The sequence below is a fragment of the Candidatus Cybelea sp. genome (assembly GCA_036489315.1).
In the GTDB taxonomy this organism is placed as follows: domain Bacteria; phylum Vulcanimicrobiota; class Vulcanimicrobiia; order Vulcanimicrobiales; family Vulcanimicrobiaceae; genus Cybelea.
Genome location: DASXFZ010000048.1, coordinates 43,011 through 57,539 on the forward strand (window position 1 = coordinate 43,011; position 14,529 = coordinate 57,539).

11 protein-coding genes are annotated in these 14,529 nt (G+C 61.4%); 4 read left to right on the plus strand and 7 right to left on the minus strand.

The annotated features are described in order from the left end of the window. Window positions 1-22: 22 nt before the first annotated feature. The 3 genes from VGG51_11060 to VGG51_11070 all read right to left on the minus strand — a co-directional run bounded on the left by VGG51_11060 (window position 23) and on the right by VGG51_11070 (window position 4,240). Window positions 23-433, minus strand: coding sequence for a nuclear transport factor 2 family protein (locus tag VGG51_11060; GenBank protein HEY1883567.1), 411 nt, complete (start codon window positions 431-433; stop codon window positions 23-25). 160 nt (window positions 434-593) lie between these two features. Then, window positions 594-1,415 (minus strand): MerR family transcriptional regulator, encoded by an 822-nt coding sequence (locus VGG51_11065; protein ID HEY1883568.1) that lies wholly within the window; start codon window positions 1,413-1,415, stop codon window positions 594-596. 164 nt (window positions 1,416-1,579) lie between these two features. Further along, window positions 1,580-4,240 (minus strand): AAA family ATPase, encoded by a 2,661-nt coding sequence (locus VGG51_11070; protein ID HEY1883569.1) that lies wholly within the window; start codon window positions 4,238-4,240, stop codon window positions 1,580-1,582. Window positions 4,241-4,342: 102 nt separating this feature from the next. Between VGG51_11070 and VGG51_11075 the strand changes: the two genes are divergently transcribed. Next, entirely contained in the window at window positions 4,343-5,377 is a 1,035-nt protein-coding gene (locus VGG51_11075; protein ID HEY1883570.1) for a hypothetical protein, read from the plus strand. Next, the gene (locus VGG51_11080; GenBank protein HEY1883571.1) at window positions 5,374-6,318 is read left to right on the plus strand and encodes a hypothetical protein; all 945 of its coding nucleotides are present in this window, start codon (window positions 5,374-5,376) and stop codon (window positions 6,316-6,318) included. Before VGG51_11075 ends, VGG51_11080 begins: the two co-directional genes overlap by 4 nt. 372 nt (window positions 6,319-6,690) lie before the next feature. Here the strand turns inward: VGG51_11080 and VGG51_11085 are convergent, their stop codons facing one another. The 4 genes from VGG51_11085 to VGG51_11100 all read right to left on the minus strand — a co-directional run bounded on the left by VGG51_11085 (window position 6,691) and on the right by VGG51_11100 (window position 12,777). Then, a complete protein-coding gene (locus VGG51_11085; protein HEY1883572.1) occupies window positions 6,691-9,486 on the minus strand; it encodes a tetratricopeptide repeat protein in 2,796 nt (931 codons plus the stop codon). Between the two features lie 95 nt (window positions 9,487-9,581). Next, window positions 9,582-10,814 carry a choice-of-anchor tandem repeat GloVer-containing protein gene (locus tag VGG51_11090; GenBank protein HEY1883573.1) on the minus strand — a complete coding sequence of 411 codons (1,233 nt, stop codon included), beginning with the start codon at window positions 10,812-10,814 and terminating at the stop codon, window positions 9,582-9,584. A gap of 297 nt (window positions 10,815-11,111) precedes the next feature. Further along, on the minus strand, window positions 11,112-11,657 hold the full coding sequence (locus VGG51_11095; protein ID HEY1883574.1) for a hypothetical protein: 546 nt from the start codon (window positions 11,655-11,657) through the stop codon (window positions 11,112-11,114). A 322-nt stretch (window positions 11,658-11,979) separates the two neighbouring features. After that, window positions 11,980-12,777: a hypothetical protein gene (locus VGG51_11100; protein HEY1883575.1), complete on the minus strand. Its 798-nt coding sequence runs from the start codon at window positions 12,775-12,777 to the stop codon at window positions 11,980-11,982. A 214-nt stretch (window positions 12,778-12,991) separates the two neighbouring features. Here VGG51_11100 and VGG51_11105 point away from each other — a divergent pair, with 214 nt between their 5' ends. Both VGG51_11105 and VGG51_11110 read left to right on the plus strand, forming a co-directional pair. Continuing rightward, window positions 12,992-13,567, plus strand: a complete 576-nt coding sequence (locus VGG51_11105; protein HEY1883576.1) for a hypothetical protein — start codon at window positions 12,992-12,994, stop codon at window positions 13,565-13,567. A gap of 310 nt (window positions 13,568-13,877) precedes the next feature. After that, a complete protein-coding gene (locus VGG51_11110) occupies window positions 13,878-14,402 on the plus strand; it encodes a hypothetical protein (GenBank protein ID HEY1883577.1) in 525 nt (174 codons plus the stop codon). Window positions 14,403-14,529: the final 127 nt, after the last annotated feature.

Sequence of the window (14,529 nt, forward strand, 5' to 3'; positions counted from 1 at the left end):
TGCGGTACGTTTCTGTAGCGCTTTAGGCCACGGTTATCGTTCCATCCCAGTCTCCGCCCGATGGGACGGAGGCATGCTGATGAACGAGCTGCCACTCGCCTTCACGCCTTTCGAAGCAGTCCGTTTCGCGCGCAATTACTTGCTTGGCAGTGCCGTTTTTGAGGACGATGTTCACCCTTTGCACCGTGCACACGACGCCCATATCGCCGTTTAGCGTCACAATGGTGTCGAGGATATCGACGTGACAGGACTCGAAGCCCGCAAATACGCGGTCGAACATCGCTCTTGCCGGTCCAACGCCCTTCGAGGCGAAAGGTGGAATGTCGAACCAGAGCGCGTCTGACGCCCAATGTCGAGTGCTTTGCGCACCGCTCATGGATTCTGCCATTTCTTTGACGATGGAAACGATGGCTTGCCTGTCCTTCTCCAGCACTGTTTGCCTCCACGTTATCCTTGACTGGAAGTTCGATATGCTGATTCTCCAGCATCCCGTTACGGGAGAGTCAACCCCCGGGAGCGGCTACACACCGTCGAGTTCCGTGAGACGGGGGCTTCTAGTTCGGCCGCCGAGGCCATCGGAAACGCGGCGAACGCTAGCGCAAAACCCGCTTTGCTTTGGAGATCGGCCAGCAGATTTCCGTGAGCACCGTGTCGCTCGTGGAGCTTCCAAACACTTCGACGTAGCGTTCGCGAATCGGGCCGTCCGCGCCCAAAGCATTCTCGGCGACGTGCCTGCCGAGGGCCGCGTACGAAGGTCCGGCACCGGCGAGCGCCCCGCGATGTACCGCAACGGCGAGTTCCGCTGCCGGAACCTCGATCGCTCGAACTCGGCCGCACTGCTCGATCCGTTTCGAAATTGGTACATAGATCGTGCTCTCTCCGATCTCGTCGGTAAACAGTTCGGTCGCATAAAGACCTCCGCCCGGGCCGGCGGGTTCCTGTCCTCTTGCGCGTAGCACACGATAGATCTCTGCGAAGGCCTCGGACCACCAGCCGTCGATCGCGTCCAACCGTACGATTTCGGTGACGGCTGCGGCGAGGGTGAGCGGGAGGAAGCGGTGTTCTATCTTGCCTGGAGCAGCTTCGTCGAGCATTGCGCGGAGAAGCGAAACGGTTTGCCGCGTGCTTTCAAGCTGAGCTTCCATACGCTTAAGGTGTGCGAGGATAATCTCGTTGCGCTCGGGCTGATCCCCGGCCCGCAGGACCGCCTTGACTTGATCGACGGGCATCTCAAGCTTTCGTAGATGCCGAATAACCTGTGCGTCTTTGATCTGATCGACGCCGTAGAAACGATATCCGGTCTGCCGATCCACGTCTAGGGGCATGAGCAGATCCACGTCGTGATAGTGGCGCAATGCCTTCACGCTCAGATGCGTCGCCCGGGAGAAGTCGCCGATTGCCATGCGAGATTCCATAAATTTACTCTGTGATATCCCGTTAGGGGAGAGTCAAACCCAGCCCTCCGAACCTAAACGTTTGAGAGCACCAAGGTCGGGGTTTTCATGGTGTCGCTGGGTCGAACCCGCGCTGGCCTATGGAGTCGCTCGATGCTGCACCTGCATTGAAGCGCTTTCGCGCGTTATGCCGGTCTACGATTCGGGCGCGGTTCGAGCATATCCGCATCGAGCTGCCAGCGATTACGGATGCCAAGTTTGCTAAACGCCGCCTCGACGTGATGATCGACGGTACGCACGCTGATGTCCAGGGCCAGCGCGATATCCCGATTTGAACGCTTTGCGGCGACGAGTCGCGCGACCTCGCGTTCGCGCGGCGAGAGACGCGCCCCGAACGCCGCGTATCTCAGCTTGCGCTTCTCGCCGGTGGCCAGACGGGCGACGTCGGAGACGGCGCCGCACTCGCGGTAGAGACGGGAAGCCGAGCGCAGGTTTCCGGCAAGCTCGAGCGCGGCCGCCTCGTAAAGCGCCCACCCCAGCGCCCGAAATCGCACGGCAGCGGCACCCGCCAGCTCTGCCGCGGCAATGTGACGACCGCTGCGCCGCAACAGCGTGGCGCGCGCGAGCGCGACGTGTGCCGCGGCTGACGGCGCAATAGCGTTCGCGAAGTATCGCTCCACCTGCTCGACCGCAGCCGCGCTGCATTCCAGCGGCGCGTGGCGCGTCGCGGCGAGTTGAATCGACGTGTATGGATCGATCAGCGCGTCACCGACGCAGCGTTCAAGCGCCCCGCGGAGTTCCTTTGCCATACCGCGCAGCAGCATCACCTCGGCGAACCCGGGTAGGAGCAAGCCGCACGCTTCGGCTTCCTGGGCTGCGACGGAGTCGTACAGCAACCGTGGATCGAAAAACGCGTCCACCAGGGCGAGATCGCCAATGCGCATTCCCAGGCTTACGGCAATGCCCGCGTCGAACGACTCGTTGAGACGCCCCGTCGCGCGCCAGCCGATATTCGCCCGCACGAGCTCGCGCGCCGCCGGCAGATCGCCGGCGAGCATGGCGATCCGCGTGCGCTCTTTAACGACACCGCGCAGCAGATCATTGGCCGAGCCGGGCCGCTGCTCCGCGATCCTCTCGGCGCGTTCGACGTATTCGCGAGCCCGAGCCAAATCGCCGTAACGGCAAGCGATTTCGGCGCCCGTTCCCGCCGCGAAGACCGTTCCGCGGACACCGAGGCCGCGCGCGATCTCGACCGCTTCGTCGACAACTTTCAGGGTGCGCTCGAGCGGCGCAACCAGCGCCTCGATTTCGACCGTTGCGATCAAATAGCGCAGCCGCAGTTCGGGGTCGTCGATTCCCTGGGCTTCCACCATCTCCACGAGACGCTGCGCCTTCGCGGTCATCCCCGAATAGCAGAACGCATAGGCGAGGATCAGCCGAGCGATTTGGCCACGCGTCCCGCTAGCGGGCAGGCCCAGGCCCGCAATCCGTTCGGCGACGCCTTCGGCGGCCTCGCGATTGCCGTCGTTGAGGTGTGCGTAAAACAGATCCTCGAGCGCCGCTGCGGCAACGTTTGCGTCCGCTGCAGCATGCGCGAGCACCGACTCGGCGAGCGAGTTCACGCGCTTCCAATCGCTGCTGCTGCGATAGCACCGCATTGCCTGACGCATGAGCGCGAGCCAGCGCTCGTCGCCAAGCGGCACGTTGGCGGCGGCGCGGAGGTGCAATTCGGCCGCGGCGGCAAAGGCGCCGGCATCGCGGAAGCCATCCGCGGCTCGCGAAAAAGCCTCGGCGGCAAGTTCGTGCTTCGCGATGACTTCGGCGTGAAGGCCGAGCAATGCGTCAATCTTTGCGCTTCCGCCGCGCTCTCTCACGAGCCGTTCGACGATGCGCTCATGGATGATCTGGCGCTTGATTGCAATGATCGACGCGTAGATAGCGTTGCGCACGGCGATCTGGCGGAACGCGAGCCATTTCGGCGAGCCCGCCGGCTTTCCGAGAAGGCCGGCTTCGCTCGCGCGTTGCAGGGCGTCGGCGACTTCGGCACGCGACCGCCCGGTCACCTCCGAGATCCACTCACCGTCGAACTCCGCGCCGACGACGCTGCATGCCGCGACGATGTCGTAGTCGTCTTGCGACAGCGCTTCGCGAAACTCCCTGAGGAGATCGTGAGCGCTCGGCGGCACGAGCGTCACCGTGCCGTCGTCGGCGGTGTCGCTTTGCGCCAGCTCGATCGCTAGGCGTGGATTGCCTTGCGCCGTTGCGAGAATCGCTCGCAAGCCTTCATTGTCCAGCGAGCGCTTTTCGGAGAGACCGCGAATCAAGAGCTCCATCGCGGCGTCGTCGAGCGGAGGAAGTTCGCGAATCAACTGCGCCGGTAGCGCCGTATCGCGGCGCGTGCAGGCGACGATGACGAGCCGCTGGTGCCGCGCGCGTGCCGCGAGCGCTTCGACGAACGAGCGCTCCGCACCACCGGCTAGATGCAGGTTGTCCACAAAAATCGCCACGGGGCGGCGCTTGGCCCGTACGGTCAGCGCCGAGAGTACCGCTGGCGCGGCGCGGGCCTTCGTACTACGCCGCGGAAGCCGAAGCGCCGTGACGATCTGGGCGCAGATGTCGGGCGAGTAGGTCGCCGGGGCGCCGCAGCGCACCCGCAGGGTGGTGGCCGGCAGCTTGAGGCGCTCGCATTCCGAAAGAAGCCGACTTTTCCCGATGCCGCTTGCACCGATCCATACCAGCGCGCAGCCATTTCCAAGCGCGGCGTCCGCTACGAGGCTGCGCACTGCGGAGAGTTCGGCTTCCCGCCCGACACAGTACGCCGGGTCAAAGCTGCGCTGGCGGTACACGCGCAGTGCTTCCAGCGCCGACTTTGCCAAACCCGCCGCCGGACCCGCAATCGTGTAGGCAATTGCCTATGCGCATTTTCCCGCGCCCGGCGATAATAAGTCATGCGACGCTCACTTCTCTCTATGATGGCGGCATGCGCCGCCGGCGCATTGGCGAGCTGCTCCGGCGCGGCGGCGCCAGGCGGCGGAATGCTCAGCAGTGCAAACGTGCTTCCTCTCGCGCGCGGTCAGGCAAGAGCCGCTACGCTGCCCTCGCAGTTGCTCTTCGTGCCGACGGAAAACGGTACGATCGACATCTATCCGCTGGCGAATCCGAGCCAGAGCGGCCCAGTCGCACAGATTACGGGGCTGACGGCATTTCAAGACGGAATGGACGTCGATAAGTCCGGCGACCTCTTCGTTGTGAACAACGGACCGTCGGGGAACGACGATTACGTTTCGGAGTTCGCTCCACCCTATACTGGCTCGCCGAAGGTTCTCAGCACGACGTGGCAGAGCGAACTCTTTTATCCGATCGGCGTCGCGGTCGACTCGAAGGGAACGGTTTACGTCTCGAGCTGCGGGGCGTACTGCCTCGAAACGCCCGCGATCTTCGTCTATCCTGCCGGTGCCACGTCGCCCGCCTCGAGGATCACGTCGTCGGACTTTAACGGCCTTGCCGGCCTCACGGTCGACTCGAAAGATAACCTCTACGCCGTCGCTTGGAACGATGAAACCTTTGCGGCCGACGTGTTCGAAATTCGAGCCGGCTCGACAACTCCCAAGCCTTTGCACCTGCACGGTCTCGATACCGGCAGCGGCGGCAACGGCGTGAGCCTCGATTCCGCGGGCGACATCTTCGTGTCGGCCACCTCGAGCGGTTCGAACTATGTGCTCGAATACCGGCCCCATGCGCACAACGCGTTTCGCGTCATCGATACGATGCCGTTCTTGGACGAGCCGCTCCAGCTCCAGGTCGGCCCCGACGGCAATCTTTACGTGCCGGTCAACTGCGCGAGTGCTCCGTGCGTCGGCGTCTACGCCTTCAAGCCGAAGGGAAAGAAAGCGTTCGAATCGATCGGCTCGTCGAGTGGTCTCACCGATACGTTCGGCGTCGCCACCGCACCGAATCTTCAGCTCGAAGGGAGCAAACGATGAAGCGTGCCATCGCGGCGGCATTGGCCGCAATTCTCGCGGCGTGCAGCAGCCCGCAAGCCAACCCGACCGGGCCCAGCCCGAACCTGCCCCAGCTCAAAACGGCACGTTCGGCGAATCTCGTTTACGTCTCGAGCCAAAGTACCGGCGAGGGCGAGGTGAATATCTACTCCAGCAAGGGGCAAGCGCAGGCGCCGATTGGCGTGATCACGGACGGCATCTCCGAGCCCCAAGCGCTGGCCGTAGATGCCGGTGGCAATCTTTACGTTGCCAACAGCGGCAATAGCACCGTGACGGTTTATGCGCCCGATTCGATGACCCCGAGCATCACCTATACGAGCGGCGTCAACACGCCGTTCGGCGTCGCTGTCGGCACTGACGGAACGGTCTACGTCGCCAACGCGGCCGGCGGCCCTAGCGGCGGCGGCAGCGTCACGGAGTTTCCGAAAGGCAGCACCACGCCGAGCACCACGCTCGAAACTTCAGGAGAGAGCGCGTTTGCCGTCGCGCTCGACGCGCAGAATCACCTTTACGTCTCGTGGTTCGGGTTCTCAACCTATCAAGTCGCCGTTTATGAGTATCCCACCGAAGGCTCGGGCACGGGCGAAAACTTGAACCTCGATCTGCCGTCAAACTCTTTCCCCGCCTACGTGCTTGCATTCGATCCCGCGGGGAACCTGATCGTGCCCTGCGAGCCGCTCACGCATAACCCGCCGAAGTATCTCGCGGTCTTCGCGCCGGGGGCGACGCACCCGAAGCGCAAGATCAACCTCGCCGGAATGCTCGATATCGTTACGGGCATCGTCTTCGTGCCGGGGCGCAAAAAGCTGTTCTACGCCAGTGCCGAGAACGACCACGATTGGCTGACCCTCACCTTTCCAAAATTGATTCCGCGCGACGTCGTCAACGTCGGCGTTCCGACCGGCCTTGCCGTGGCGCCCTAGTGGATAACTACTGGCCGTAACTTGAAACCCGCAACGGTGAACCCCGGTAGGCGGCAGTTCCCTTCGGTAGCGGAAGCAACGCGTGGAGGTCTACGGCAAGCTCAGGGTGACACGAAATTGGGGATGGCCGGGGGTCGAACCTAAGCTTGGGCATTCCGGCCGTTTCCGACCTGTCCGCGACAAAATGTGACGTGGGTATCGCGTCGGAATGACTAACGCGTTACGCTAACGGAATTCGACCACTAGGCTTTCTCGGTTTGGGCAACATGGGACAGCCCATGGAACCCCGTTCCGGTTGACGTACGTGCGCCATCAACTTGCCACCGCGCCGGGAGTCGAACTCTAGCGCTCCGCTTCCACGTCGGAAAGCGCTCAGATCGCCAGGGCTTCTCCGAACGCTTGATCTTCGGTCCAGGTAGCCCCCTCAGCCATTAGTTTCGAAAGCCGGCTCTCGCCAACTGAGGCGCGCAGTGCGAAAAGCACCTTATCCTGCTCTTGCTGCTCGGTGTACTGACGCAACGCTTCCATCGCATCTAAACGCGCATCGACGTAGCCCACAAGCCGCGCGGCGCGGTGTCGATCGCCGCGCGCATCGCCGTCATCGTCGGCCGGTCGCAGTGCGGCGATCGCTGCGAGATGCTGTAGCCCCCATGTCACGCCGGCCTCCCATTGCGCATCGCGTGCGGCGGCGAGCCCATCTCGAGCCGAAGCGCGGGCGTCTTCGTAGCGCCCGAGCGCGATGAGATATGCCGCAATGTTGCACAGCGAAATTGCTGCGCCGAGCTTGTGATTGAACGAGCGATAGATTGTGAGCGCCTCGTTCTCCAACTGCAGCGCCTCGCCGGCATTGCCTTCGTGGAACTCCGCTTCGGCGAGATTTCCCGCGACGTGTGAACACACGCGCTCTGCGCCGACCGATCTGAACATTGCTAATGCCTCTGCAAAGAGTGGCCGCGCTCCGGCCATGTCGCCGGCGTGACCGCGCGCAACTGCGAGGCTTTGCAAGACGTCTCCGATAACGGAGCGCAAGCCCGTTGCTCTGGCCTCACTCAGCGCCTCGGTTAGCACCGCTCCTCCTTCCTCGGCCTCGCCCAAATCAACGAATGCACGGCCGAGAAGATGCCGTGCCTGCGCAACGCGCATGCGATCGCCAAGCTCGCTGTAGAGCGCGAGCGCACGTTCCGCCCGCTCTCGGGCCTTCTTCGGTTGAGAGAGTGCGGTAGCGATTGCCGCCTCCGCAAGGTCGAGTGCGGCCTCTGTCGAGGGCGGCATCTCGGGCGACTGATCGCGCGCCCCCTGGATCCGCCGTTGTCCTTCCGCGGCAGCAAAGCGCGTCCACACCGGTCGTAGCGCGGCCGTCAGGCGTTGCCCAAGCAGCACGTCGCCGTGCGTTCCGAACGTCCACGTGAGCGCCGCGCGGAAGTTCTCCAGCTCCGGCTCGGCTCGGGCCAGCCAGATACGTTCGGGGGTCGTTTCGAAGACGTCGTGGAGTTCTTCACCCAACGCAAGAAAAGCAACAGCGTGCGCTTGCGCAACCAAAGCGTCCTCTTCCGCCTCGGCAAGGCGTTCGCGCCCATACTGCCGGATCGACTCCAGGAGCCGATAGCGCACCCCGCCCTCCGTTTGGTCCGCATGCACCAACGACTTGTCGACGAGCGATGCGAGCAGGTCAAGGACCTCCCACGACTCAACCGCATCCTTCGCGGCTTCGTCATCCGCGCAAACGGTGGCAGTCATCTCGAGCGTGAACCCTCCCACGAAGATCGCCAGCGACCGGAATAACCTCTGCTCCCTCGCCGAAAGCAGGTCGTAGCTCCAGTCGATCAGCGCGCGCATCGTCTGCTGACGCGGGAGCGCCGCGCGGCTGCCGCCGGTCAGCACGCGAAAGCGCTCGTCGAGCTTCTGCGCCAGGTGTCGCGCCGCCAACACTTTTACCCGCGCAGCCGCCAGTTCGATCGCCAGAGCGATGCCGTCGAGCCGCCTGCAGATCTCCGCGACGATCGGCGCGCTATCGTCGGTCAGCTCGAACTTCGCATCCGAGGCCGCGGCGCGCTGCGCAAAAAGCGCGACGGCGCCATAACTCATCGCCTCTTCCGCCGCGAGCGTGCCGCTGTGAAGTGGAAACGTTAGCGACGGCATGCGATAGACATACTCGCCGCCGATGCGCAATGCCTCACGGCTGGTCGCCAGCAACCGGACCTCCGGAGAGCCTCGCAAGATCGTGTCGGCAATCCTTGCGACTTCCTCGATCATATGCTCGCAGTTGTCGAGTATCAGCAACACATGCTTGTGCTTGAGATAGCGCAGCAGCGTCTCGAGGAGGGGAACCTGCGGCTGTTCGCGCAAACCTAGCGCCGCCGTAATCGTACTCACAACCTCGCTCGTATTACCGATCGACGCCAGATCCACGAACCATACGCCGTCGGGCGTACCATCGAGCACATCCCCGCCGGCTTGCAGGGCGACGCGCGTCTTGCCGATGCCGCCGGTGCCGACGAGCGTCACCAACGCATGATCGTCTAGGAGCCGCTTCACATCGGCCAGCACCTCGTCGCGGCCGATCAGCGGCGTAAGCTGACGCGGCAGGTTGTTCGGCATCGATTTGAGCGAACGCAGGGTTGGGAACGTTTGGGCTAAGCCCGGAGCGACGAGCTGCCAAACCTGTTCCGCCTCGGCGAGGTCCGCAAGCCTGTGCTCACCCAGATCGAGCAGCTCCGCTCCGTCGGGCATCAGACCCCGCAACAGCAGGGCCGCTGCACCGGAGAATACGACTTGGCCGCCATGCGCCGTCGCCAACAGCCGCGCCACGCGGTTCACGACGGGGCCGAAGTAGTCGCCCTCGCGCTCGTCGGTCGCACCGCTATGCAGCGCCATGCGAACGTGCAGGCCGCCGATTGCGTTCCAATCCTCGGCGGCGAGTGCGCGCTGCGCATCTATTGCGGCCGCTACGCCGTCTGACGCACGCCAGAACGCGGCGCAGAAGGCGTCGCCAATCGTTTTGAACACGTGACCGCCGTGCCTTCCGATCGCGGCGCGCAGCAGTTCGTCGTGGCGGCGCAACGCCTGCGGCATCGCGTCGGCCCACTCTTCCCAACGCCGCGTGCTTCCCTCGATGTCGGTGAAGAGCAGCGTTACGGTCCCGGTCGGAATTGGAGCGGTCAGCGCCATCTGAAACGATTCAAAATCAAGGTTGGCTTTGCCTTGCGACCATTCAGCGGTCAGAAGAGGCTCGGGCTCGCTTAGCTCTCGCTCCCGATCGAGGGCTACAGGTTCAACGAAAAGACCGTTCCGCAACCGCCCTCGCACGACGGATTGCCGCCCAGATAGGTCGTCCCGTAAAGCGTAGCATCCAGGTCGATCAAGCTCCCATAAGGCACAGCCCCATCGGGGCTGTCTGCGAACGAGTGCAGCACACGTTCCTTCTTGCCGTTGGTGCTGATGCTGTAGACGGTGCCAGCTCCGAATGGGGGATAGCCCGTGCCGCCCTGGGTCGTGACGCCGTACAGGGTACTGTTGACGGCGATCAAGCCTCCATACGGGACCGCCGCATCTGGGGTGCCGAGGAACGAGTACAACACTTTTTCCTCCCCGGACGTCGTGATGCTGAAGACGGTTCCGTGCCCGGCCTTCCCTCCACCGGTCGTTGTGCCGTAGAGCGTTCCTTTGACCTCGATCAAATTGGCATAGGGCTCCGATGCATCAGGGGTGCCGGCGAACGAGTGCAGCACCCGTTCCTTTCCGGACGTCGTGATGCTGAAGACCGTTCCAAAACCGTGCGCGCCGCCGAAGAATGTCGTTCCGTAGAGCGCTCCATGTACGCCGATCAAGCCCGCCCAGGGTTCTGAGCCGTCGGGGCTGCCGCTGAAGGCGTATAGCCTGTGCCACTTACCGCTCATCGTAATCCCGAATACCGTTCCGGCATTGCTGGGGCCGCCGGTGGTCGTGGTGCCGTAGAGCGTGCCATCGACATCGACCAAGTTCGCGGTGGGGTTTCTGCCGCGGGTGGGAACGAAACCGTGCAACACGCGTTCGTTCTTGCCAGCAGTGCCGATTTTGAAGACCGTGCCGCCCCTGCGGCCAAATTCCGTGGTGCCGTAGAGCATGCCGTTCACGGCGATCAGGCTTGCCATTGGATCCCAGCCGTCGTGTTGGCCGGGTAAGCCGAAGCTGTGCAGCACGGTCTCGTTGCCGCTCGCGCTGACGCTGAAGATCGTTCCCCGGCCTACACCCCCTATTATACCTCCTTTGGTTGTGGTGCCATAGAGCGTATTGTTCACCGCGACCAAAGCGGCTTCAGGCGCACTGCCGTCGGAAGCGGCCGCAAAACTGTAGAGCACGTGGTAGGAGGGGCCGGTCGAGGTACGATGCGCGATCGCGTGCGACAGCGTTTGCCGCATCACGTCCGGCGTGCCGATCGGCTGCGAGTCGCTGCATCCGGCCAGCAGTGCCAGAGCGGCACTGATTGTTACGCAGCGACCGAAAGCGTAATTTCTCATGCCTTGCGCCCCGCTTTTCGCCTCAGATCTCGAGGCGTCCCGTGCCGTGTAGCGCGAATCAAGGAGTCCCATTCACGCATCGTTGCCCAGACGAGCGTGCAAAGTCGAAATGCGAAAAACCCTCGCACTCCTCGTAGGCACAACCCAGAAACGCGAAGCGGATAGATCCATTCCCTAAGAGCGACCCCTCGCAAAACGCTTATTTTGCGAGGGATCTATCACTCTTCGGGTATTGATTCGAACCAACGATCCGCTGATTCTCGATGTCTTTATAAGGACACTACCTTGAGGTTGCGATTATTTGATCGTGCCGTTCCAAGTGGCAGGCCCTGCCATATGTTGCGCGTTCCAAACATCAACCGATATCGGTTGGCCGGAGTTGAGGGTCCAGCAACCCTGGCCGTAGTTACCGGTGAAGCCCGTAATGATGATTTCTTTTTTGCTCCACTTCTTAACATTTAATGTCACTTCGTTTGGATTGCTGCCTTCATAACCGGCGTTCCAAGTATCGTAAGAGCCGAAATATTCACATTCAGGGTTGGTAACGATAATTTCGATGCAGCACGAGTCGCCGTCATACGGCTTCATCTTCCCGAAGCCTTTACCCCTTATGACGATCTTCTGCGTTTGTTCCGCTTGGATTGGAGTCACGCTTTTGATAACGGGACGGGCATCTGGTGCAATGAACCGTAAAGCCGAGATTGTACTGGCGCCCGAAATAGCATTAGCGCCTGAGACGGCATTAGCGCCTGGAACGGCATTAGCGCCTGGAACGGCATTAGCGGCACAACCCGCTAACATCGCCCCGGCAAATGCAAAAGCCAGTGCTTGACGTAAAAACATACCGGTATATCCTTTCTGGCCTTCAGAGATTTGAGCAAACGGGACGCCACGCAGCTGAACGGCTTTTTACGAGCGCCTCCTTATCGGCAGATTTGCCGGCTTCCGATGGACCACCTGCTTGCTTTCCTTCGACTGACCGTCTCTTTGAGGTCGACTTACTGCATCGACGGGAGGAATGACATGTGCGCGGCCTCTTGCGGCCCTCGAAGTAGTAAGCCAGCGTCTTGGGCACGCGGATATTCGTAGTACGGCCGAGCGATATTTGGACGTATACCAAACACGGGACGCTGTCGAACGCGCGCGTCGCGCAGATCGCAACCGATTACAGGATCCACCTTAGCGAGATTCGAGTCGTCCACCCTGGCGTGTCGACAGCACGCGACAAATTTTGTTCGGCTTCGAGCGTCGCCTGCAGCGGCAAGAGGTTCCCGATTGGGCCGAACCTGCTGAAGTGGCCAAATGCTTTCGTGATACGGCCTCCTATTGGTACTTCGATCCACTTATTGAGCACCCAATCGTACGTAATACTCATAGTGGAAAAACCGACGCTCCACCCGTAGGGCAGCGACAGGTCAACGATCGGTTCGATCTTAGACTTTCCTACAGCGGCGCGCGAGGAGGGTCCCATGATCGAAAAATAGTTCTGTGTATAGAAGCCTACCCGCCACCGTCCCGACTGGTATTGATAGCCGAATGCAGGTCCGAGGGAATACTTGCCCGACCCTAGCGATGAGTTTCGACTCGTTGGGATGCGAGCGGTCAAGCCGGCGAAGTAGTGCGTCGCTTCGGTATCGAAGAAACGAAGGCTCGTTAGCGACAGGTCTCCCGCGCCGGTCACGGACTCGGCGGGCGCGGAGGTCACGACCGGCAGCTTTAGCCGCAACAGATAGCGGTTCCCGGGGACGAGCATTTGGCCACTGAAATTGAGCTGCGTGCTGGATCCCGAATCGCCGGTATAATCGGGAGAGATCTCTTCCTGCACCTGAACGTAGGTCGGCGGTAACTGCGGTGCGGGCGACGGGCTCGCCACCGCTTCGGGATCAGCCGATGCTTTCAGCGGCGTCGATGCGAGTATTAGCGCGAAGATTACCGTGCAACTGAAGAATCGCGAGGCGGCCATTGTGACACTACTAACCCGGCCGCCCGCCGCAACTCCTGCATTCGTTCTCCGCTTTTGATGTGACGTGGACGCGCGACTCATCCCGCCGTATGATGAAGAGGGGTCAGCGGGCTAGTGGGACCACTGCACGCGAAATTGGAGACGCTTCGTAGCAAATGAGTGCGCCGGCAATTACTCAAAGTACAGCGTAACCGAGTATCCCAAGGGTCAGACAATGCACAGCATCAGCATTACGGACGGGATCAACTATCCCGCTGGCCTCGCAGTCGACAGTGCTCTAACGTTGTATGTCTCGAACGTTAAAGGTGTTGCCAATATCTCAGAGTATGCGGCTGGTGCGACTTCCCCTTCGAGGGTCATTAGCGGACAGGGCCTTACCGCGCCATGGGGCCTAACGCTCGATGCCAAGCAGAATCTTTACGTCGCAGATTATGTTACAGACCAAATTTTTAAGATACCGAAGGGAACGAGCAACGTAAACCCTCTTAACTTGCAGGGACTTAAGAAACCTATAGACGTGGCATTCGACTCGTCGGGTAATCTGTGGGTAGCCGACCTGAAGGGATTTGTCAACGTTTACCCTCCGGGAGCGACCAGTCCGAGTGAAACGTTGAGTGAGGGATATACGGAACCTTTTGCGATATCGGAGGATGCCGCCGGCACCGTCGTCGTCGCAAATTGGCACGATCCTGATGCGCTCTACGAGTACGCTCCAGATCAATTCTCACCTGAGGCGACACTTACGAAGAATATTAAGATATCAACCGGGGTTCTCCTTAAAAAGCCATAGTATTCGCCAAGACAGCGTTATAACGGAGCGAAATGAAATGAAATTGATCCGAAGATCGGGACTATGGCTCGCGGCGTCGCCGCTCGCAGCAATGCTTGTCGGCTGCTCGAGCGCAACGCTTTCGAGCGTCTGGCCTCCCGATAGTGGTATGCCAAAGTCTGGTGGGACGCCGACAAACGCAGTGCGAGCGCTGCCGGAATGGCTACATACGCCTGACGAGCGATCGTTCCACCGTACCCTCGCGCCTGGGAGCGCCGGAAAAGGGATTTACGTCAGCTCCTTTGACGGGACCGAGGTCGAAGGCTTCAGCATGGCGGGCAGAGGACCGCGTTGTACCGTTTCTACTGGGAACGGCGCCTACGTCAACGGTATCGCCGTCGACCCTAAGGGCAGCCTGATCGTTCCACTTGGCGGCCCCGAATCGATCGCCGTTTACCGTGGGCCGAACATGTGCGGACCTGAAGGCGGCTCCTTTAGCGACCCCTACGGGCAGCCCAGCGATGCCGCCAGTATGAACGCGATTACGGGTACGATCGCCGTCGCCAACATCGTAGGACAGGGGAGCAGCGCAGGTAACATCGCCATCTGTTCGCTAAAAGCCGGCTGCACGAAGGAGCTTACGAACCCCAACGTTGTTGGATACGCCGGCGGGGTCGCGATGGCCGGGAACGGCGATTGCTGGCTGACCTCGGATAGATTTGGTAGCTATTACATCTATCCCCCGGCGATGACGTACTGGAAGGGTTGCACCGGGTCGGGCGAAGCGGTTACGGGCTATCAAAACAAAGGCTACGGCAGCATTAGCATCGACTCGCACGGCTACCTAGTGTTGTGAGTTATAAGTTCATTGCAATAACACGAGACTTTTGGTATACTGGATAAGTGAGGAAATCCAGGCAAACCGTTCGTGGCCGACCCAAGCGAGACCTCAATCTTACGCGCGACGAGCGAGAACAACTGGA